Below are 19,982 nucleotides of genomic sequence, written 5' to 3'. Positions count from 1 at the left end.
ATGCGCCGCTATCGGATCGATGGGATCGAACTTGCCGAGGATTCGCCGGAGCTCGGAACCGCGCTCGCCGACGCCTTTGCCCGCAAGCTCCGCCCGCTCTGCCTTTGCAGGCCCGATGGCGTTCCGATGTATATTGCCCGCTTCGATGGACAGCACCTCGTCAAACGCATGCCGTCTTCCGGAGGAAGCCACGATCCTTCCTGCGGCGCTTATCAGCCTCCGCATGAGCTTTCGGGCCTCGGCCCCCTGATCGGCGATGCGATCCGCATCGACGAAGAGAACGGTGTCGCGGCGTTGCGGCTGGATTTTCCGCTGGCAAAGACTGGCACACGGCCGGCACCTACTACGGAGGCCTCAGCCTCCGACACCGTGAAAAACGTCAGCAAGCGGCTCTCATTGCGCGCGTTGCTTCATTATCTTTGGCAGGAGGGCGAACTGACCGAGTGGACTGCGGCCTGGGCTGGCAAGCGGGGCTGGGGCAGGGTGCGCGCCAGCCTGTTAGAGGCCGCCCGACGCATGACCGTCAGCAGCGGCTCGCTCTCCGAAGTGCTGTTCGTGCCGGAGGTGTTCCATCCGGAGGAAAAGTCAGCCATTGCCGCGCGCCGGGCGACGACTCTGGCCGTGCTCGCCAATAGTGGGACGGACAAGCGCAGGCTCATGGTTCTGGTTGGCGAGGTGAAAGAGTTCGCCGAGGCGCGTAGCGGCCGCCGGCTTGTCGTCAAGCACATGCCTGACTATCCGCTGGTGATTGAGGAAGGCACATGGAAGCGGCTGGAGAAGACTTTCGCGACCGAGTTCGCCTTCTGGAATGCCGATCCGGCCCTTCACCTCGTCGCCATCCTGACCTTCGGGCTCAATGCGGCCGGTCTCGCCGTGGTCGAGGAAATGGCCCTCATGATGACCACAGAGAACTGGATCCCCTTCGAGACGGTGCACGAGCGGCAATTGCTGGAACGGCTGGCCCGCCTGCGCCGCAAGAGCGTGAAGGGGCTGCGCTTCAATCTTTCCCCCGACAAGCCGGTGGTCAGCATCACTCTGCCGGAGCCGCGACCAGATCCGGTTGCCATGTTCATCGTGGCGGCAGATGCCGATGAGGCTTACGAAGTAGCGCTTGCCGGCATGATCGACGCGCGGCCAGAAATTCGGGCATGGATCTGGCATGTGGGCGAGGGGGATATGCCGAAGCTGCCGTAAGGATATCCTCGGGTTAAGCTTCCTTTAGATCGGCCAGCTTTGCACTTTAAATTGGTCAGAAACGTACTTTAAATCAGTCGCGCCTGTCGTCCGGGTCTGAAACGCCTTTTCCCAGGCGCTGTTCTACCAGAACGCCCAGGTGTTTCGTAATGGTCCACGAGCGCTTGGCAATAGTGGCGAGCCGCTGTTGGCATCCTAGAAAAAGCTCGGGCGAGGAGACTCGTAATGTTGCGATATATTTGCTATATGAAGGCAATCACATATCGAAACTAGGACGCCGTGATGGTTGCGACACCTCTGACCCATCTGGAAAACCGCCGAAAGCCTCATGGGCCGCACGCAGACCCGCATGGCACGCACATGCTCTATGCGTCTGACGACATTGCTGTCTCCGCCCTAACGGCAGGCTCGGTTCGTATTAATGTATCCATCGATGCCGATCCAGCCGACGTGGACAAATGGCGTGCGATTATCGAATCCGACAACGCGACGACCGCAGTGCGCGTCGCGACCAAGCGGGTCGGCGATAAGGTGTCCGGCGCCCTTCGGGAAGCCATGAAGGCAGCCTTTGTCGCCGTATTCGCCAAACGCTTCTCCGGAGAAATCGACAAGGTGGTCGACGCCTATCGGGTCATGCTCCGCGAAAGCCTCGCGAAAGGCGACGACGCCGATTTGCAAACTGCGCTTAATCGCGCTCGGCTGCAGGAAAAGATCCTCGCCAGCACCTCCATGGTTGATCAGGCGCAGGCTTGCGAGTTGCTCGGGCTGTCGGGGGCGAATCCTTCTGCCACGATGAAGCGCAAGGAGGACAAGCGAGAAATCCTGCGCTTCACCATCGACGGTCGTGTCTCTTACCCGTTGTTCCAGTTCGATGTCGAGGGACGCCGCATCTTCCCGGCTATGGCAAAATTGATTGCGCTGAAACCCGATACATGGAGCGATTTTCGCCTGCTGCACTGGTTGACGCGACCTCATCTCGATTTCGGGACCACGCCTGCCGAAAAGCTTGGTGCGGAGGAGGCCGAGATGGTTGCGGCATTCAAACGCGAGATCGTGCCCGTGGAGCATGGTTGATGCGCTTCGATATGACGATTCCCGATTCGTCGACGATGCGAGTCGGGAAGGAAGCCTATGTCGCGCTCGCCAAGGACACAGAATTGCATCGCATTCATCCGACGGCCTATAAGGCCGAGCAGTTCAATCCCACGGCTGCCGGCGATGCCCGTTTTTCGCCGATCCGCAACGCAAGTGGGGCCATAATCCCAACCATCTATGCGGCACAGACATTTGACTGCGCCGCTTGCGAAATCATCCTGCGCTGCCCCGATACGCTGCCCATCGATCCGAAGACAGGGTTGCCTACCTTCCAAATCGTCTTTCCGGCTGATTTCAAGGCCTACGGTCACAGCATCGTCAGAACCACGGCAGAGCTCAATCTCGTTGACTTCACCAATGCCGGGCAGCGGAAGATCGGCGTCAACCAGAATGCTCTCCTAGCCGGGCCGCGAAGCACCTATCCAGCGACCCGTGCCTGGGCGGAGCGCATCCACGCTGCTTGCCCAAAAGCGCAGGGCATCTACTACAGCTCGGCACAATTTGGCCCCGACTTTGCAGTCGTGCTGTTCGGCGACCGTGTGCCACCCGGCGTTCTTGACCCGATTTCGAGCCGATCCGTGCCAGACGCGGCCTGTCACGCGGATATCCGTTCCTTAGCCAACAGCCTTTCGATTGAGTATGAAGACCTTTAGGGTGGATTCTGGGGTACGGACACGAGAAAGCGTCATTTGCGGCCGGGGACGAACTGGGCTCGGTGGCGAAAGCGGCTGGCTCCCCGTGCCTGCGGATATCCCAAGCGAAGCCCGCTAGGTCGCGCGCATCACCGTGATGATTTTGGACTCTAGTTTTCCGGCTACGGCAGGACGCCGGTAGCGCTGGCAGAGCCTTGCTTGCCCTTTCCATGCAATCGACCCGATCTCGTCCGGCAGATCTGCGCCTCTGCCGATCAGCCACATTTCGCGGAAACGACGTCTAGCCACCCTGGGGTTCTGGCGCCTGTCGTTTTGGAGACGATGCGAACGCAGGCACCGGTCTTCAAGACACCAAATGTCCCGTAGGTCACGCCCGGGCCGGCGCGAAGATAAACCTCGGAGTCGGCCTTCAGGATCTGACCAGGCTGCAAGCTATCGAACGAGGGCAGCGGGCCGGACGACATCTTTGGCGGATGCAGCTGGTTGGCCTTTGTAAGCCAGCCATCTGGACCGACTTCGTAAAACACGGACGAACGGAAATTGTTGATCGCCCTGTCGATCGAGGCGTTCAGCGTGGGGTCCTTCACGCGCTGTTTTGCAGCGAGGAGAATGTCTTTTGAGGCCGACTCCGCCGATTTCCAGCCATCTTTCATATCTGCAAGTGCTTCGGCGATACCAACCTGATATCGATAAGTTCCGGTTGTCGTCCCGCGAACCAGTTGGGCAACCAGCGTGCCGTCGTCATCCTGAAGCACCTTCGCAAGCGCAATGCGAGCGTCGCGCCGGGTCTTGGTATCTTCCGATTGAAGATCGAGGACGATCTTGTGCACTTTGTCGGCGATGTCTGCCTGTATCGGAACAGGCGTAGCGGCAACAGAGAGCTGATTGGGATCGATCGAAATGACCTGATTATTGGTAGCACTCACGACCGTAACCTCATCGGCCCTTTCGTCCTTGATGGCAACCGTCGCCCTCAGCCTCCACAGCGCCGAATCTTCATTGGTCCGGAACCGCACGCTGCCTGATCGCTTGTCGGCAGAAAGGCCTGGTCCGTCGATGAGGTCTGGATATTGCTTGCACCCATCAACACAAGTGAGTTCAAGATCATCGAAGACAGCTCCCGCAGGTAATTCCTTGGGAACCGAAATGGAAATTACATACTCGTTGCCGTTGCTGCAATTTTCGTTGCAGACACCCTTTTTCGTGCTGACGAGCTGCTCTACCTGATAAAGCTGAGCTTTTTTTCCATTTCCATTGGCGCTTACAAAGATAGGGGAAAACGTCGTCGCCGCAGTTTCGGTCCTGGCTGGCACGGTCAGCGGCTTTGTCTTGGTGGGGAGCTTGAACAAAAACTTGCCGCTCTTGAAGTCCGGATCGTCCAGCGTGCCGGACGACGGTGTTTGAGTTTCCGATGCGTTGTTTCCGAGAAATACATTCAACTCGTCGGCGGTCACGTATCCATCGTGATTGGAATCAGCTTCATCGCTCTGGCCCAGAATTGCACTCATCAGAAGCCTCAGGAACCGGCTCTGACTGGGAACTTCCTGATTTTCGCTACCGGCTGTTAGAAAGGCCCGCACTGGCGACTGAGCGGAATCGGAATAGATGAAGTCGGGCGCAACATTGCTGTCATCGTTCGCACCCTTACTCTCGAAGATTGCACCGCCGAAGCAGGCGTCGAAGACGAATAGTGCGTGCTTGACCTCCAGCCATTTTGCCCATTCCAAGAATTGACTGCTAGGGAGCGCAGTGGACAGAAAGTCGGGATCTGTGGTCTTCAAGGGAGCATCGATCGGGAGGATGTAACCGATCTTCTTTGGGACGTTCCTCAAAGTGACGGTGCGTGTTGCGCCATGAGCGCTTACATAGACGAAAACCCGCGCCTTCCGGTCACCCGCGACTTTGCGAATGAAGCAGTCAATGACTTCCGAGAAGCTTCCGCTGTCGAGATCGAGGTAGAGCGAGACATCGAAGAACTGGCTTTCCAGCGCAGCTTTGAGCGAGTCGAGCTCACCCGGGACGTTGTCCAACCGGTTTTGCTTGTACTTCGATTCACCGATCAGCAAGGCGTAGCTGTGGTCGTAGATGGTGAATTTCAAGCCATCCTTGTCTGAAATAGAGAGATCCGCCGGGTTCGGCGTGGGCGTCGTGACCTTATCGGGAGCTCTGCAGGTCTCTGCTGCGGCTTGGCCTGCTGCAAGCAACAGACACCACGCCAGTGCGATACAGAAAGCATGAAAACGCCGCAAGCCGCCCTCCACATCGCTGAGTAGTTGGACTAAGCCGGCCGATTGCGAATACCGAGAAGGTCGGACCGCAACGCCAAGCGGATAAAAACCTAACATCTCTTAAAAATCAACAGGTTTTGTCCAAAAGTTGAAAGATAGATATGAGATAATCAATTTCCCTTTACTATCGAAAGAGTTGTATTATAGTCCGCCGAAAACCATAAAAACAATGGAAACTGACGTCCATTCTTTGGATTAGAACGCTGTTATCCAGCGAACCTATAGCTGTGCGCAAAACAACGATTTTGTTCTCGGAGGGAAGCATGGGAAGACGGTCGCGACTGAAACTTGCATTACTTGTTGTATCCGCCTTCACAGCAATTGTTCCCTTGCACTCTCTCTTAGCGGAGGAGAGTAGAACCGAAAGCAGCTGGACTGACCTTCCCGACGACCAATCGGAAGACGCCTCAAGAGCGACTTTGTTCGAAAAGTACGAGGTCCCCGCCTACAATCCGAACGCTCCGGAGACGAAGAACGAGACCCTGGCGATCCCGACAGATTTCGCGTTCCCGAGAGACGCGAGAGAGGACCGTCTAAAAGGCAGCAAACCTCGTGTCGACAGTATTTTCGGCATCGACATCAGCCACTACACCAGCCCTGACCTCGACATGACCCTTCTGAAGCAGAAGGAGGTCAAGTTCATCTATATCAAGGCTACCCAAGGCGTTTCGTCGAAGGACAAGCTTTTCAAGAAGTTCTGGGCTGATGCCGGTAATCTGCCGGCAAGCATAGCAATTCCGAGGGGAGCATATCATTTTCTTTCGTCTGCCTCCGACGCCTCCGGCAAGGCTCAGGCAAACGCGTTTGTGGACTACCTCAATCTCCATGGCGGTCTGAAGGCTGGAGATCTTCCGCCAGTCGTCGATCTGGAGTGGGACGTTGCAAAGGGGAATCCTGACCGCTGGGTGGGTCATTCGGCGGACGAAATCGTTGCGAAGACCCTGGAATGCCTCAAGCAGATTGAGGCGCGCACTGGCCGGCGCCCGATTATATATACGGCGAAAGCCTGGTTCTCTTCTAATACAGTTCCGTTGTCGCGGGTCGGTGAGTTTAAAGACTATCCGATTTGGATTGCGGACTATAACCCCAAGCGCAAATTCGACGAAACGCCTGCGGTCCTTCCCGGTTCAACAACTGCGATCTGGCAATTTACAGATCGCGCAAAGATCTCCGGAATCTCGACGGCCGGCTTTGACAGCTCGATTTTCTATGGAACGAACGCAAAGTTCCGCCAGACGTTCGGTCTAAACTGAAAATGGGGCGCGCTCCTATATCCCTGCTCAGAGTTCTTGCTGTCTTTGTAGTCGGGCTTTTTTTCGGTTGTTCGACGGCTGCGATGGCCGCAGATTGTCCGAAGTCGCTGGCGAATACCCCCTATTGCGACAAGTTTATCGTTTATAAGCATCCGGGGTCGCCGGTCGACAAGCGGATCAAGGCCTATATCCGCGACGATAGCAGCGATCTCGACGTCAGAAGCTTCGCCTTCTTGGTATCAGTCTCCCAATATCCGAACTTTACGGATCCAGACGAACGCGTCCTGAAGTCCGTCCAGGAAGACCTTCCGAACATCGTCGAGTTCTTGAAGAGCCAGGGCTTCGATGAGGTTATCGTCCTCAAGGACGAGGAAGCTACGAAGGATGCGATAAACTTCTTCCTGGAGCAGTATCTCTTAACCCAGATAACCGACTATCATCGTCGCGCGCGCTTCCTTTTCATGTACGATGGTCATGGCGCGGAAGGGCCATCTCAAAATGACGCTGGTGCGTTGGCTCTGGCGCTAACCACTGGCGATGCGGATGCGGATCCGTCACACAGCTACGCGCTGGATGATCTGCAAGGCCGACTTCGCAAGATATCGAACCAAGCCTATCATACACTTGCTCTTATCGGTTCGTGCTACTCCGGCGGTATATTCCCGATCTCCACGAACAAGGGCGAGAATTTCAGCTATCCGAGAGAGCCCGGGTCGCATGCGGTGACAGCGGCGAAGGCTCACGAACTCGCGCGGGGCGCACCGGATGGGAAGGGAACCGTATTTTTCGAAGAGCTTTTGAAGGCGATCGACAAGAGCGCTGTCGCCGCAAACGGAGCCCAGTTCATATCAGGTAAGGAGGGTGCACCTCAGAAAGTCTTGGGCACGACCATCGTTCGCCTCGGCCAGGTTGTGGAGGCAATGAATATAGAGTTGGAGGATCTTGAGATCCCCGACACGCAACCGCAGGAGTATGGTCCCCAGCTCCGCGTGGGCACCCTGGTATCTGATGAGACGTTCAACGGCGCCTTCTTTTTCCTTGCCCCGATAGAAGCAGAGAAGCAGGCCGGTACCAAGGGTAACGAGCTGCCGCCGCAAGCGCTGGATTTCCAGACGACCGGATCGGCCATTATCGGACAGCCCAGTGTCAAAGTTTTCTCGCCACCTGAAGACTATTCGATACGGGGAGCAAATTTCAGTTCAATCGACGGCGTGCCTGAGATCGGCAAAGTCGCGAAAAGTGGCGCGCTCAACTTTCTTTACGAGCGGGCAAGCGTTGGGTCGGATCAGAAGGACCATAGCTTCCCGCAGTATCGCGCTGATGCAGCCAAGGCCGAACTGCCCTTCGGTGCAATCCATGTCTTTGACTGCAGTCCGGCTGAAGGCCAAGTTAAGAACCTCCTTGAGGTCGCTCCGCCCGACAAAACTCTGCTGCCCGTGACCATCGATCTGGAGTGGTACAAGGAGACCGGATCACAGACGCTCGACGCGTGCGCATCTGACCGCGATGGCGTACGGGCCAATCTGAAGGATCTCCTGGATCGCGTGCAGGAAGCCTACGGAAAGCAACCGGTCATCTACGCCTCCCGGCAGGGGATCGGCGATATTCTTCAGTCCGACTTCAGCCAATATCCTCTCTGGTATGCGGAGCGGTCACATGAAGATGCACCGGGCTATCCCGGCGATAACCCCTGGACGATCTGGCAGATCAGCAAGGAAGGAAAGATTGACGGGTTCGAAAAGCCCGTCGACTACAATGTGTTCTTTGGAAGCAGAACGCAATTTGCGGCATTCGCCGCCACCGGCCGGAATACCGGTCTGGAAGCGGCTGTACTGCCGGAAAAGAAGTGAACCAGAGATGCTGAAGGTTTCCGCCATCGCCATCACGATCGGCCTTTGCGTGGTCGGCCAAGGACATGCAGCCAGTTGTGAGGCTGTGACAGCCAAGCAGGTAGCTGCGGCGATCTCTGGCGGAAACCCGCGAGACGGCTTGGAGAAGTATCTTACGAAAAAGCTCTCCAAACCCAGATATTTTGAGAATGGGAAGTGTACTGATCCTGCGAAAGACTTGAAGCTATATCCGGGGATTCCCTACCATGATTGCAGCTATGAAAATGGCGGCTTGCACGGTTGGGCGCGTGTTGCCATCATCCCCCCGTCTATGCTTGCCGCCTGGATCGATAGCGCTTGCCAATCCAAGGGGTCGAAATGCCTCAGCCGTGTCACGGCCTATAGCTGGTGCTCCAACCAGCTTTCGTTTCCCATCGCCGGAAATATCATTGAGCCGGGAAACTCAGGAGGAGGGAGCGACGATAGCTCTCACAACTTCATCTTCCTGCACGGGGTAACGGTGCCACGCCCGGCTTGGTTGGGTGCCACCCAGGATCTCGACGCTGCTGTGCAGGCGAAAAACCTCGCACCGTTGTCAGACATTGAACAGCCAAGCACGCTGACAGCGCAGGTGGCGCGGCCAGCCGGTATCCGACGCGAGATCTATACCGAGTTCGCACCGGAGCCGAAACTCAGCGACATAGGCAGCTCATGTCCGGCGTCAAAGAGAGGCCCAGCATGGTTCGACGCGTCGCGACGGGCGCTCCTGGCGGCTTGGGAAAAACCTCACAATATCATGTTTGATGCGTTGGCGGGTGCCCTCGAAGAGGGCCGGGCCGCTGGGGTCGTGCGGTGCTCCCCGTAGTCCGGCAGCGTCGTTTGAGATTGATCCGATGTCGACCTTAGCAGGCGGGTTCGACCGTCGAGCCAACGCGTTGGGAAACGAACCTTCTCATTCGCAAGACGCACGTCATCCTTGAACCTACGTTCATTATGTTATAACATCACATAAGATAGCTTATGGAACTAAACTATTGAAATTACAAATGAATGCCGTCAGAATCGAGAAACAACGCCACGGCGGCTGGAAAAGGATCCAGCGCTTGGGAAGCGCAAGCGTCAAGATGGTGCGGCAAGCTAGAACAGTGGATATAAGCAGACTTGGAATCGAAGTTCTCCAAAAGATGCCGATGGCTTGATTTCACACGGCATCTTGCAATATTAACCTTTAAGGTGTATCTATGCCGGTGAAACGCAGGCCTCATCACGACCTGGCGCGGGTCAAGGCGAAGTTCGCAACGACTGATACTTTGGAAGCGACGAGCACGGCAATCAGAAATGCGCGGGATTTGGGATATTCACTTTTAGATATCGTCGCTGCTGTTCAGGCGCTCCAGCACCGGGATTTTGTCAAATCGGAGACCGCGCACAGCCCGCCGAATTCCAAGGTGTGGCACGATACCTACAATTTGGCTTGGGATGAGCGCTTTCTTTATCTCAAGTTCGCAGGCGAAACACTGATCGACGTTGTGCTGACGTCGTTCAAGGAGGTCAATAATGACTGATACACGAGTGCATCCCGAGACAGGCAAGATCCTGCGGCGCGCCGTCCGCCCGCAGGTCGTTCGCTATGGCTCATTTGCACGCATCGTTAATGTTGCCGGCTGGTATCCCGATGATGACGGCGATGCCATCCATACCGGTGGCGACCTCGCGGAGTCCGACCAGGCGTTTCAGGAACTGCGCGCTGCCTATGGAGAGCATGTTCGACGCATCCGCAAGGACAAGCTAAATCTGACGCAGGAGGAGGCCGGACACCTCATTGGAGGAGGCCGGCGCGCGTTTCAGAAGTATGAAAGTGGCGCCACACCGCCAAGCGATGCGGCAATCGGTCTGATCGAACTCCTCGATCGCCATCCTGAAGATCTGGAATTCCTGCGGTCTTTGCGAGATGAGCCGCAGGTGGCCTGATCTGTCTATCTTCGAAACCACGGAACACCGGCGCGGCAGAAGCAATCCCGTCATTGTTTCTGCCGGGGCTTTTGCCGCTGCCTGGTGGTCTTGGCCTGGTTGTTGGCTTGCTTCTCGGCGAGGAGCTCGTCCTGCACCTGCCGCTGGCGCTCGATCTCGGGCGACTGGTTGACATCGGCCGGGATCGGCGCGGCAGGGTTCTGCTCGACTGATCGTTCCGCCCGTCTCGCTGCGGCGGATTCTGCCTTCGTCCGATAGGCGTGATCTTCCCCTCCTCCGTCGAACGGCCGCTCGCCCGTGCGTTCGGAACGTTCGGCCTGCCTGGTCTCGCGCACCGCCTCGGTCCTGGTGTTCTCCTTGACGGTGTCGAGCGCAATGGCGATCTCCGCGTCGGTGCGCTGTGCCGCAACCGCTTCGTTCGTGCCCGCCACAAAGCCGAGCTGCTTGCGCTCACGGGCTTCTTCCTTCGCCCGGCGGTCCTCGACCTTCGCTTGTGCAGCCTTCACCTGATCCTGAAGCTCGGGATTGCTGATTGGGATACCGTACTCAGCCGCCAACTCCACGGCGACGGCCTTCTCCCGATCGGTGCCATTGACGGTAATGGCACCCCACTTCTCTGAGGCCGCGCGCATGGCAACCAGCATGGAGTCCCGGTCCCGGTCGGCGGGCTTGACCTTGTCACCCGTATCGACGGGGAGTTTCGGGACCTCGACCGGAGCAGAAGCCGTCGCTTCTTTTTCCTTCACGGTCCTCGCACCATCGATGAACCCGAGCTTCTGCTGTTCCAGCACCTCCTCGTGGACGCGGCGCTGCTGGACCATCGCCTGGGCGGCCTTCAACTGGTCCTGAAGCTCGGGATTGGTGATCTTAAACCCGTGCTCTGCTGCAAGCTCGACAGCAAGCGCCTTGTCCCCGTCGCTGCCGGTCACAGCGATCGTATCCCATTTTTTCGCAGCCTCCTGCATCGCGGCCAGCATGGCGGCGCGATCGCGATCCGAAAGCCTGATCTTGTCGCCGGCGTCGACGAAGGCTGGCGCTTGCTGGGCTCGCACTCCCACATTCGATGCCGCGGCGGTTTCCGGCGCCGGGGCTTCGGCAACACCCGGCTTCGCCTTTGGAGCCTCGACCGCTGTTTCGGCGCGCGTCTGGGCGCCTGCTGTGATACTTGCCTCCTTCGGACGCTGGTTATCAAATCGGTCACGGGCAGCAGCCAGGGCGTCCTGCAGCTCCGGATTGGTCAACCTGAACCCATGCTCCGCCGCAAGCTCGACGGCGAGTGCCTTGTAACGATCCGTTCCGTTGACCGTGAGAGCGCCCCACTTCTCGGCGCCGAGCTCCATCGCGGCAAGAACCGTCTCCCGGTCCCGCCAATTTCCGATCTCGACCCGATCGCCGTGATCGGTGAAGGCGACGGCGCCGACGCGGCCATCTGCCTTGCGGTGGCTGTAGCGGACATCCCCGCCGCGCTTTTCCGCGACGAAGCCTGCAAATTGATGCGGGACCGGCGTTACATAGGTTTCACCCTCGATATTGCCACGCTTCTTCTCGATCTCTGTCTGCGTCTCCAGCATCTTGGTCTGGCTGACCTTGAGCTTCTTGCGCAACCCATCGAATTCCTGAAGCCGTTCCGGCGGCAGGTTCTGGCCGATCTGATCGAGACTGGTTTCCATCTCGGTAAAGGCGGTGTTCATCGTATTGAGGTCCGGCATGTCCTGCTCCCTGATCGTTGCGGATGTCGCGGTGGAGGTGGTCGTAGTGGAGGTGGTCGTAGTGGTGTTTTGCTCGGCCGACGTCTCGCGGCTTTTTGCGATCGCCGCGTCGGCCCGGTCGCGGAAATGCCAAACGAGCGAGGCATCGGCCACATCGATGATCTCGCTTCCAGCGGCAAGTGCGCGGGGCACGACGAAGACATTCTGCGGATCCTGCCGTGACGGGATGAGCGACTGCACCGCCTCTACTGGGACATCGATATAGCGAAGCACGCCGCCGTCGCGGACAACATGTTGCGCGGCGACACCGCGGTCGCGCGTGAACAGCGGCGCCGAGGAGCGCGCACCCGGCCTCTCGGCCCGATAGAGGCGAACAATGCCCGGACGCCGGGGCGGCTCCGTGCGGTACTGCGTCGCGGTAACCCGTTCGGCCTCACCGTTCCAACCGTTCGCGACCGCCTGTGCATGGCGCTTGCCCTCGTCGCGGGTGGGGATATGGATGACGCCGTTACGCACCGCCTCGACCCGGCGGCGAATGCTTTCGGAAGCTTCGCCGCGCTCGACGCGCCGGATGTCCTTCATTTTATAACCGGGCGGGTTCGTCCGTTCGAAACGGCTCACCGCATCCATTGGGATATCCCGCTCGCGGGCCTCCTCGGCGATCGTCCTTCGCCAGCGGCGCAGATCCTCGATCTTCGGATGCAGCCGCTCGCCGGTCTCCGACTGCATCTTCACCACCGCATGAACATGGATGTGACGGCGATCCTCATGGGTGGTGAACAGATAGCGATGCCCGGCAAACTCGCGGGCAAGCATCGCACGGGCGGCATCGACAAAAGCGTCCCTGGGCGTTCCCGGCCGGGCGCTGAGAACGATATGAGCCACATCCCGGCGCTCCTGGGATCTCAGATCGCGCTTCCAGTCCTTCGCCTCATCGAGAACCGAACGCTCCCCCTCGAGGATATGATCGGCGGCCGGCTGACCGGACCGGTCCATCCTGTTGACGATGACACGGTAGCTGCTGCCCTTTCGCAGCTGGCCGAGATAGCGGGCAACACCTTCGACGCCATGCGCAAAACCACGCACGTCGACCGCCGTGTCCGGGTCGAAGGCCGCTGTCAGCCTGTCGTCCAGGACGTGCAGGGATTTGCGGTTGTCGTAGATGCGCCCGGCTTTCTCCTCGCCGGGCTGCCGGCGGCGCGCGGCGCTCACCACCAGTTCGATTTCCCTCGCCTCCCCCAAGCTGGACTCGACGCTACGCCAGGCGATGCGATGGGCGGCAAGCGCCGTCTTGAGGGCTTCGCCAACGGCCCCGTCATCGGCAAAACGAGACGCACCGACCGTCATCGACAGGCGCAGGACATCTTTCGACGGCTCACGCCCATCGGCCTCTGACCACTCGTCGGCAAGCTGCCCGATCCAGTCGCGGCCTTCGGAGGTAGCACCGGCCTCGTTCTCGACGGACAGTTCGCCGCCGCGGCTCTGGTAGGTCAAAAGCTTGCCGACACGGGCACGGCCGGCGGCAAAGCTCACAAGCTTGACCACCGCAGGCTGGGAGCCAGAGGCGAGAGCAACACGCTCGCCAGCCGCACCACCGGGAGGCAAGCTCGATCCGGAGCGATCGAGGGCCGTCTCGTCGCCATTCCCCGTTCCAGAGCGCCGCCCGCCGGCCGATGGTTTCTTGCCGCCCCCACCCCCAGCGCGACGGCGCCTCTCGTCCTCCAGCAGGTCAGCTTGCGGCGCGGCCGGTCCCGTCCAGGGACGCCCGCCAACGGCAGGCAGGCCGCCGTCACCCGCATCAGCCTGCTTCCGCCTGCGCTTTGGCCGGGGGCCGGGCATCTGCCGGGGCGCCGCCGGCTTTGGGGTTGCCGCTGTAGCCGGTCGAACCCTGCGTTTCCGCTCGAGGTCGTCCACCAGCGCCATGAAAGCATCAAGACCAAGCATCGGCGTCAACCTGCAACTGTGCCCTGGCGCGGCCGGCCTCGCACATATCCCTCATGTCGGAGGCCTGCGCGCCGACCAGCCGGGCCAGCCGCACGACGCCGTCCAGCAGCACCTCGAACTGCGGCTCCCTCCTTCCGTTCAAGGCGCGGGCGATTTGGTTGAGATTGACGCCGACCCGGCGCAACTCCTCGGCGTGAGCGAGCATGATCTCCTTCAGGTCACCATCGAAGGCCGGCCCCAACCCCGCCGCCTGCCGGACGAGGCGGCGCAGGACCTCGCTGACGGTCAGGTTCGCATCCATGCAGAAGGCCTCGAACGCCAGAAACTCAGCCTCGCTCAACCGCACATGCACGACTTTCTGTCGGGAGGTTCGCTTTGCCATAGCCTCTTGCCGCTGCCTCTTTTCTCTCCCGGTTGCGGTCTCGCGACTGCCGGGAGAGCCTCATCGCCCGCTTCGGGCACATGTCAGTTTTCGTATCACGGAAACTGCTATCCTGCCAACCAAATAATTACAAATTATATTGTTGTTTCAATGGCTTATGTGGCTATATGGCCCTTGCTGGCTATGCTGGCAGATGTGGCTGAATTGGACAAAATGGCCCATACGGCCCCCTGTCCATAACTGGCCCTCTTGGTCCTTCCGACACGTGGGCCACATGTGGTCATCGAGGCTCCGTGGCGTATCGCGGCTGCTCGGCCATCACGACCATCGGGGGCGGAAATGACCCTCATGCGCCCAGTGGCAGGCATGGCCCCGGAGCCAGATGGCATCCTGCTGGCCGAGGGGCCAAGAGGATCATCAGGACCATGACAGCCAACACGCCATGCGGGCCTTTCATGGCTCACCGGCCATTACGGCCTTGGCAGAAGGAACCGATCTTGATAAGTTGATATATATGTAATTTTGGAAAAATGGATTGCATTAGGTGACGATTATCGCATTCGCACATACCAAAGGCGGCGTCGGCAAATCGACGCTATGCCTCCTCATCGCGTCGGAACTCGCCAGAGGCGGCACCAATGTCCTCATCGTCGACGCCGACCAGAAACAGCAATCATGCCTGCAATGGGTCAAGCGCTGCGGAGAAGCCGGCACCCTGCCGCAGACCCTGCAAGCCGTGGCGGTGACCAAGACGGAAGAGCTGAAGCTCGCCCTGAAGCGCACCGATGCCGACGTCATCCTGATCGACGTGCAGGGATCCATGAATGATCTGCTGATCGCCGCGATCGTCGCGAGCGACCTCACTCTCGTCCCGACGAAGGCCAACGTCATCGAGATGGTCGAGACGGTGAAGCTATTCGAATGGGCGGAGACCAATCTGAAGCGGGCGCCGCTTCGCCTCGTCCTCAACCGGGTCGACGGCATCGATACGAACACGGCGGCGTTTCAGGACGCCGTCCGGATGATCCGCGACAACAAGCTACCGACATTGCCGACCTTCGTGCGGTCAAGAAAGGTCTACGAGCAGTTCGCCCGAGACGCCGGCACGTTGAGCGGGATCGCGCGGGATCCGTCCAAGGTCGAGCAGGTCGCCAAGGCGCAGAACAATATCATCGGCCTCATCACCGACATGACCTCCACCATAGAGCAGACGGCCTGATCCGAGATCATCCATGACGCAATTGCCACCCATTCCACGCTCACGCCGCAATCTGAACGATCTGGATTCCCTCATCGACGCATCGATCGGCAAGAGCGACACATACGGCGCCGCTCCATCAGCCGCCGAAACGGCAAAGCCCTATCCTGAAGCCGGGACCTCGACGAAGGAGACAACGCCCTCCCCCGATGGATCCGAACAGGTGGACGCACCATCTCCGAGCCTGTTAAACAATGCCCCTGCATCGGAAGAGCCAAAATCCGAGCGATTCAGGATCAGTATCGACGCGTCCGTCATCATGGCGACCAAGATGGTCGCCGTTCAGCAAAAGACGTCCCCCTCGGAGATCGTCGAGCGCGCCCTTCGTCGCTATCTGAACCTTGCGGCCAATTGAGACACGTGCTTTCCAGCTCGGAACAAAACGAGGAAAACAAACATGCACCATTGGAAAAAGGCCTGGTACACGCTGATAGGGCCGTTGTGGATCTGGGTCGTCTTTATCATTTTCGTGCCATTCCTCCTTGCCGGAGCCATTGTCAGCCTGAGCGTGCTGCCGCCGGTCGGCGACACTCTCATAAAAACCGCAAGTCTTTTCTGCGTCATGATCCTTGCACCGCTGGCAGCGCTCGCCGAAATTGCACCACCCTTCGTGACTAAGGAAGAGGTGAACTGGCGCAACAGAAATACCGACGAGCTGTTCGAGGGGGACGTTGCGTGGGAAGATATCCCGTTCTTACCACCGGTCTTGAAACGCATTCGCGCGACGACCTCGAGGCGGAGGCGGCAGGAGAAAAGGGAAAACGAAACGTCGATCGATGCAAAGCCTTCGATCACGTGATGGCATGCCCGGTCGGGCGTTGCGGCCTATCGCAGACGGCGGGCTAGCTGTCTACACACCGCCGGCGCCACAGGCTGCGGAAGGATCGTTGCGGGCTCCGTGAGTGGACCTCCAGGGTCGCGAATAGAGCCGTCCGCCGCAGGTGGCCCACCAGGATTCAGGGCTCGCCCGAACATGCTGCCAGTGCGACAACGTATCAGCAGCATGAATCGGTCGACCCCGACCGATTCAGATAAGTCGTTGGACGAGAGATCCGCCGGAGGCGAGACTCCGGCCATGACGACACCAAACGAGACGCCCCTCCACCTACGCCGCATCGATCCATCGCAGAACATGCGGCGGTTCTACTCGCTGTCGATCCAGCCAACCCTGTTTGGCGGGGCCTCGCTGATCCGCCACTGGGGGCGCATCGGAACGAATGGGCAGGAGATGATGGAGACATTCGACGAAAGCTCGGCGGCCGTGGATGCAATGGCGCAGCTTGAGCGGACCAAGCGTCGGCGCGGCTATCGCGGGCCCGAGGTCGGCGATAACCATTGACGGGCGACAGTGCCTGGATCGCGAAGATGAAAAAGCCTCCTCAGAAAGGAGGCTCGGCTTCGACCATAGCATCCTGCTCGGCAATGATGACCGCCAGTTCGGCTTGCACAGCCTCCAGCTCGGCCGCGATCTGGCGACGCTCGGCCGGATCCACCGATACCTGAAGCTCCAGCCGCAGCTCATCGATTTGCTGTTCGAGGGAAATCGTCATCGTCGTCTCCTTGACGTTTGTGAAAGATGACGGTCGCCGTCATGGAGGCATGACGGGGTCAAGGAGCGCCGAAGGCGACCGGCGGAGCCGGCAAGTGGGGGAGCCGATTTTGTCGGAGCGCAGGGAACCGGAGCGGAGGCAAAATTGGGGGTACCGCGAAGTCCTTGAGGCTGGCATGGCTCCATGGCATCCTCGGACGGACTGAGCAGACATCCCCGTCCCGTATGGCACCCAAAAGCTGGAAACGGGCTCGATGCCCGGTTCCGGCTTCATCACGATGCGGGGAAGACCCCGCCTAACGGCGGGGTCCTCGGGCCCAGATCAGGCGACCCTGCGAGGGCGGTTCCAGACGAGGACGTATTCGCCTTCCTTCTGAGCCGGCCAAAGTGCTGCGTTGATCGGAGCGTTGAAGCTCGGGTCGTCGAGCTTGATGGAGACGTAGGGCTCACCATCGTCCGAGACCTCGTTCCAGCCCGCGCCGATCTCGGCTCCATTGGGAGCCTGCGCTCGATAGTCGGGAGCGCTCGGCGAGGTCCGCTCGATTGGGATGAGGCGGGCGCGGGTCTTGACCGTGAGAGTTAGGACATTGCCTTGGATCGTGCCGTTTGTGGTGGTGAATTCGCCAATGACTGCCATGATTTCGTTCCTTTCCACTTTGCCGGGTCGCGCCATTGCGACCTCGATGACGGTGAAAAGGACGGTGGCGAGCGGCGCTGCACCCGAAGGGCTGGAACGAAGTGGAAGGCGGTTGGACAGGGCTATTTTGCTTCGCGATGCAAAGCCCGGCTTGCCGGGTGGCGGAAAATAGTCAGGGCCGGCCGTTGCGGCCAGCCGATCGAGACGCAGTCGTCCTTCGGCCACACCCGGTCCATCGAGGTCTGCGGTGGTGCGTCCGCGTTCAAAGAGGCGAGGAACCATTCATGGCGCAACCACATCGGCGCTCCACCCCAACGGCAACGTCATCCAGAGCATGATCCGGCTTCCCGCCGCATCGATCCTGTGCGCACCGCCTCGCCCCATCGGCGCCTCTGTTCGACGCTGCGAATAACAGGGTCACCGCCCCGCGCCTCCGTCGCCAGCCGCTGGCCGCGGGTCTCCTCAAACACGGCAAGCCCCTCGTTCAGGAGGAGGCCTCTGCGTGCTCCGCATCCGCAAGCTTATTGTGGCCCGAACTGCCGACGACCACTTCGTCGGGTCTGTTTCCACGCTGCTCGATCTGGTCCTTGGCTTCGCCGAGAGGCGGGGGCATCTCCGCATCGCCTTCGGGTGTAATCCATATGGACGGGATTGACGGCAAGGGCTGGACGTCCTTGGCAATGCGCCAAGCGTGCAGACCACACAGCAGTTGCTACCGGCCGAACCTCCATTGTCGAGGCCGCGCCCATCGTGGCCAAGTCAAGGAGCTCCGAAGCCGGGGAAGTCAGGCGGCGAGCGCACCCGAAGGGCCGCAACGGATGTGGAGAACGGCGCAGCCGTTGCGCTTGTGGCCGGCCCCGGCAGGACCAGCGGCGTGTGACGTCCCACCCCTCTTTCTTCCTTTTTTGCTTTTTCTCTGCGACCGAGCGGCAGCGACACGAGAACAGGCCGGTCTCACTCGATACCGGCCTGTTCGGGGCGTGAACGGATATGAAAGTGGCAGGGCCAAAGCTCCGCCGACGACAGTCACCCGAAGGCGGCCATCTGCACTTCGGTCGCCTTGCGATCGAGGGTCCGGCCGGGGTTTTCCACCGGACGATCGAACGGCTTCCATGCTTCGCCGACGATCTCCTCATAGGCAGCCACCGCCCCTTCGGCTGCCATCCGGAGCGAATAGGCCTGCAGGCCCATATCGGCGGCGAATTCCCGCTTGCGCTGTGCATTGCCGGTGAACCCGACCGGACCGTCTATATCCTCGTCGCGCAGATTGTTGGCTGCTTTAGCCGTGGCGTCGCGCGCCTCAGTGACCGCTCTGCTGTAGAACTGCCCCGCACCGTGCGCCGAGCCGATGTAAGAGCCGACGATCCGCTGGAGGTGGATCTGCATGGCACGCTCACCAAGTCCTTCGGAGAGGACGGTCGCGCCGTCGACAAGCAGGTTTTCATGGGCCGTCCGGATGCCGGCGCCGTCGACGACAACCAGGCCGAAGCTTTCGGAGATCAGGGTGGCTTGGGCCGTATCCGGGCAAGTGAGCAGGACCATCTCCAGGGTGGGGCCGCGGCGGGTAGCCTGCGGGCGGGTAACGTGTCTTGCTGAGCGCGCGTTCGTCGTCATGTCGTAAAATCCTTGTTGAGTTTGCCGAAACCCCGGAAGCGGCCGGCCCTGCCGGCGTCCCCTCGGGTGCGGTCAAAATGAACCGGCGAAGTGGAGCGGATCAGGGTCCGGAGGCTGCCAGCCGAGAAAGGCAGGTCTGCGTGAAAAGCGGGGCCAAAGGCCCTGCGCAGACCGCGGGCCGCCTTGCGAGGTCGGCGGCCTCCGGCCGCTATGCGGCGCGGCACGCGGCCTTGAACCGATCCGCCGTCCGGTTCAGACCGCACGAACCCGAGGGGATGCCGGTAGGATTGGTCGCCACAGCAACGAGGCAGACCGGATTTCGACAGGAGGGTGAACACAAGCCCGCAACCGATAACCATGCCGCGGCACAGCCCACCTTTCCCGCCCGACGACCGCCCCCGCACGAAGCCGCCCTTGCCACCCTTCCAGACGAAGCTGTCATCGACCTCAGACGCATGACATGAAACCTGCCCGCGGAGGAAAACACAGCCGGACGTCGTCCTTGGCAGGAGCGCCATGCAGATCCATTTCCCGCCGATATGACGGGCGGACTGGCGCATGAAACCCGCCGAGGTCATAGCGTGCGATGCCACCGCCATCCGGCCA

General features: G+C 59.9%; 20 protein-coding genes. 12 read left to right on the top strand and 8 right to left on the bottom strand.

Annotated elements, in window-relative coordinates; all coding sequences use genetic code 11:
• The 3 genes from RHSP_RS31810 (at position 1) to RHSP_RS31800 (ending at position 2,942) form a co-directional block, all read left to right on the top strand.
• The gene (locus tag RHSP_RS31810; RefSeq protein WP_004129397.1) at positions 1–1,194 is read left to right on the top strand and encodes a DUF1173 domain-containing protein; all 1,194 of its coding nucleotides are present in this window, start codon (positions 1–3) and stop codon (positions 1,192–1,194) included.
• 282 nt (positions 1,195–1,476) lie between these two features.
• Positions 1,477–2,268 (top strand): hypothetical protein, encoded by a 792-nt coding sequence (locus RHSP_RS31805; RefSeq protein ID WP_037155797.1) that lies wholly within the window; start codon positions 1,477–1,479, stop codon positions 2,266–2,268.
• The gene (locus RHSP_RS31800; RefSeq protein ID WP_037155794.1) at positions 2,268–2,942 is read left to right on the top strand and encodes an RES family NAD+ phosphorylase; all 675 of its coding nucleotides are present in this window, start codon (positions 2,268–2,270) and stop codon (positions 2,940–2,942) included. Before RHSP_RS31805 ends, RHSP_RS31800 begins: the two co-directional genes overlap by 1 nt.
• Positions 2,943–3,196: 254 nt before the next feature.
• Here RHSP_RS31800 and RHSP_RS31795 read toward each other — a convergent pair whose 3' ends face one another.
• Positions 3,197–5,191, bottom strand: coding sequence for a caspase family protein (locus tag RHSP_RS31795; RefSeq protein WP_004129388.1), 1,995 nt, complete (start codon positions 5,189–5,191; stop codon positions 3,197–3,199).
• 302 nt (positions 5,192–5,493) lie between these two features.
• Here RHSP_RS31795 and RHSP_RS31790 point away from each other — a divergent pair, with 302 nt between their 5' ends.
• The 5 genes from RHSP_RS31790 to RHSP_RS31770 all read left to right on the top strand — a co-directional run bounded on the left by RHSP_RS31790 (position 5,494) and on the right by RHSP_RS31770 (position 10,283).
• On the top strand, positions 5,494–6,483 hold the full coding sequence (locus tag RHSP_RS31790) for a GH25 family lysozyme (protein ID WP_004129383.1): 990 nt from the start codon (positions 5,494–5,496) through the stop codon (positions 6,481–6,483).
• Positions 6,484–6,809: 326 nt separating this feature from the next.
• Positions 6,810–8,333 carry a GH25 family lysozyme gene (locus RHSP_RS31785; RefSeq protein ID WP_157385476.1) on the top strand — a complete coding sequence of 508 codons (1,524 nt, stop codon included), beginning with the start codon at positions 6,810–6,812 and terminating at the stop codon, positions 8,331–8,333.
• A 7-nt stretch (positions 8,334–8,340) separates the two neighbouring features.
• Positions 8,341–9,177 (top strand): hypothetical protein, encoded by an 837-nt coding sequence (locus tag RHSP_RS31780; RefSeq protein WP_004129377.1) that lies wholly within the window; start codon positions 8,341–8,343, stop codon positions 9,175–9,177.
• Between the two features lie 376 nt (positions 9,178–9,553).
• Entirely contained in the window at positions 9,554–9,877 is a 324-nt protein-coding gene (locus RHSP_RS31775) for a type II toxin-antitoxin system MqsR family toxin (protein WP_004129374.1), read from the top strand.
• The gene (locus tag RHSP_RS31770) at positions 9,870–10,283 is read left to right on the top strand and encodes a type II TA system antitoxin MqsA family protein (RefSeq protein WP_004129371.1); all 414 of its coding nucleotides are present in this window, start codon (positions 9,870–9,872) and stop codon (positions 10,281–10,283) included. The genes RHSP_RS31775 and RHSP_RS31770 overlap by 8 nt, the downstream gene beginning before the upstream one ends.
• 50 nt (positions 10,284–10,333) lie before the next feature.
• On the opposite strand, the gene RHSP_RS31765 is transcribed toward RHSP_RS31770, so the two are convergent.
• Together RHSP_RS31765 and mobC are read right to left on the bottom strand one after the other, a co-directional pair.
• Entirely contained in the window at positions 10,334–13,936 is a 3,603-nt protein-coding gene (locus tag RHSP_RS31765; protein WP_004129369.1) for an LPD7 domain-containing protein, read from the bottom strand.
• Positions 13,923–14,318: a plasmid mobilization relaxosome protein MobC gene (mobC, locus tag RHSP_RS33235; RefSeq protein WP_051074180.1), complete on the bottom strand. Its 396-nt coding sequence runs from the start codon at positions 14,316–14,318 to the stop codon at positions 13,923–13,925. Before mobC ends, RHSP_RS31765 begins: the two co-directional genes overlap by 14 nt.
• Positions 14,319–14,862: 544 nt before the next feature.
• On the opposite strand from mobC, the gene RHSP_RS31755 reads away from it, so the two are divergent.
• From RHSP_RS31755 to RHSP_RS31740, 4 genes are all read left to right on the top strand, one after another.
• A complete protein-coding gene (locus tag RHSP_RS31755) occupies positions 14,863–15,537 on the top strand; it encodes a ParA family protein (RefSeq protein WP_004129362.1) in 675 nt (224 codons plus the stop codon).
• 13 nt (positions 15,538–15,550) lie between these two features.
• On the top strand, positions 15,551–15,931 hold the full coding sequence (locus tag RHSP_RS31750) for a hypothetical protein (protein WP_004129358.1): 381 nt from the start codon (positions 15,551–15,553) through the stop codon (positions 15,929–15,931).
• A gap of 42 nt (positions 15,932–15,973) precedes the next feature.
• Entirely contained in the window at positions 15,974–16,375 is a 402-nt protein-coding gene (locus RHSP_RS31745; RefSeq protein WP_004129344.1) for a hypothetical protein, read from the top strand.
• 276 nt (positions 16,376–16,651) lie between these two features.
• Complete coding sequence (locus tag RHSP_RS31740; RefSeq protein ID WP_037155785.1) at positions 16,652–16,915, top strand: WGR domain-containing protein; 264 nt, start codon at positions 16,652–16,654, stop codon at positions 16,913–16,915.
• Between the two features lie 40 nt (positions 16,916–16,955).
• Here the strand turns inward: RHSP_RS31740 and RHSP_RS35265 are convergent, their stop codons facing one another.
• The 5 genes from RHSP_RS35265 to RHSP_RS31725 form a co-directional block, all read right to left on the bottom strand.
• The gene (locus RHSP_RS35265; RefSeq protein ID WP_167332684.1) at positions 16,956–17,126 is read right to left on the bottom strand and encodes a hypothetical protein; all 171 of its coding nucleotides are present in this window, start codon (positions 17,124–17,126) and stop codon (positions 16,956–16,958) included.
• Between the two features lie 321 nt (positions 17,127–17,447).
• A complete protein-coding gene (locus RHSP_RS34995; protein WP_037155885.1) occupies positions 17,448–17,762 on the bottom strand; it encodes a DUF736 domain-containing protein in 315 nt (104 codons plus the stop codon).
• Between the two features lie 484 nt (positions 17,763–18,246).
• On the bottom strand, positions 18,247–18,375 hold the full coding sequence (locus tag RHSP_RS35940; RefSeq protein ID WP_276307864.1) for a hypothetical protein: 129 nt from the start codon (positions 18,373–18,375) through the stop codon (positions 18,247–18,249).
• 413 nt (positions 18,376–18,788) lie between these two features.
• Positions 18,789–19,376, bottom strand: a complete 588-nt coding sequence (locus tag RHSP_RS31730) for a hypothetical protein (protein ID WP_004129337.1) — start codon at positions 19,374–19,376, stop codon at positions 18,789–18,791.
• Positions 19,373–19,936 carry a hypothetical protein gene (locus tag RHSP_RS31725; protein ID WP_157385474.1) on the bottom strand — a complete coding sequence of 188 codons (564 nt, stop codon included), beginning with the start codon at positions 19,934–19,936 and terminating at the stop codon, positions 19,373–19,375. The genes RHSP_RS31730 and RHSP_RS31725 overlap by 4 nt, the downstream gene beginning before the upstream one ends.
• Positions 19,937–19,982: the final 46 nt, after the last annotated feature.

The organism is Rhizobium freirei PRF 81 (assembly GCF_000359745.1).
GTDB classification, from domain to species: Bacteria; Pseudomonadota; Alphaproteobacteria; order Rhizobiales; family Rhizobiaceae; genus Rhizobium; species Rhizobium freirei.
Note: the sequence above shows the minus strand (reverse complement) of the source record. Positions and strands in the feature narration are given on the sequence as shown.

What these genes read in the sequence shown, in the direction of transcription:
- RHSP_RS31810 (WP_004129397.1), top strand. Translation starts at nt 1, where the DNA reads ATGCGCCGCTATCGGATCGATGGGATCGAACTTGCCGAGGATTCGCCG.
- RHSP_RS31805 (WP_037155797.1), top strand. Translation starts at nt 1,477, where the DNA reads ATGGTTGCGACACCTCTGACCCATCTGGAAAACCGCCGAAAGCCTCAT.
- RHSP_RS31800 (WP_037155794.1), top strand. Translation starts at nt 2,268, where the DNA reads ATGCGCTTCGATATGACGATTCCCGATTCGTCGACGATGCGAGTCGGG.
- RHSP_RS31790 (WP_004129383.1), top strand. Translation starts at nt 5,494, where the DNA reads ATGGGAAGACGGTCGCGACTGAAACTTGCATTACTTGTTGTATCCGCC.
- RHSP_RS31780 (WP_004129377.1), top strand. Translation starts at nt 8,341, where the DNA reads ATGCTGAAGGTTTCCGCCATCGCCATCACGATCGGCCTTTGCGTGGTC.
- RHSP_RS31775 (WP_004129374.1), top strand. Translation starts at nt 9,554, where the DNA reads ATGCCGGTGAAACGCAGGCCTCATCACGACCTGGCGCGGGTCAAGGCG.
- RHSP_RS31770 (WP_004129371.1), top strand. Translation starts at nt 9,870, where the DNA reads ATGACTGATACACGAGTGCATCCCGAGACAGGCAAGATCCTGCGGCGC.
- RHSP_RS31765 (WP_004129369.1), bottom strand. Translation starts at nt 13,936, where the DNA reads ATGCTTGGTCTTGATGCTTTCATGGCGCTGGTGGACGACCTCGAGCGG.
- mobC (WP_051074180.1), bottom strand. Translation starts at nt 14,318, where the DNA reads ATGGCAAAGCGAACCTCCCGACAGAAAGTCGTGCATGTGCGGTTGAGC.
- RHSP_RS31750 (WP_004129358.1), top strand. Translation starts at nt 15,551, where the DNA reads ATGACGCAATTGCCACCCATTCCACGCTCACGCCGCAATCTGAACGAT.
- RHSP_RS31745 (WP_004129344.1), top strand. Translation starts at nt 15,974, where the DNA reads ATGCACCATTGGAAAAAGGCCTGGTACACGCTGATAGGGCCGTTGTGG.
- RHSP_RS31740 (WP_037155785.1), top strand. Translation starts at nt 16,652, where the DNA reads ATGACGACACCAAACGAGACGCCCCTCCACCTACGCCGCATCGATCCA.
- RHSP_RS35265 (WP_167332684.1), bottom strand. Translation starts at nt 17,126, where the DNA reads ATGACGATTTCCCTCGAACAGCAAATCGATGAGCTGCGGCTGGAGCTT.
- RHSP_RS34995 (WP_037155885.1), bottom strand. Translation starts at nt 17,762, where the DNA reads ATGGCAGTCATTGGCGAATTCACCACCACAAACGGCACGATCCAAGGC.
- RHSP_RS35940 (WP_276307864.1), bottom strand. Translation starts at nt 18,375, where the DNA reads ATGCCCCCGCCTCTCGGCGAAGCCAAGGACCAGATCGAGCAGCGTGGA.
- RHSP_RS31730 (WP_004129337.1), bottom strand. Translation starts at nt 19,376, where the DNA reads ATGACGACGAACGCGCGCTCAGCAAGACACGTTACCCGCCCGCAGGCT.
- RHSP_RS31725 (WP_157385474.1), bottom strand. Translation starts at nt 19,936, where the DNA reads ATGCGCCAGTCCGCCCGTCATATCGGCGGGAAATGGATCTGCATGGCG.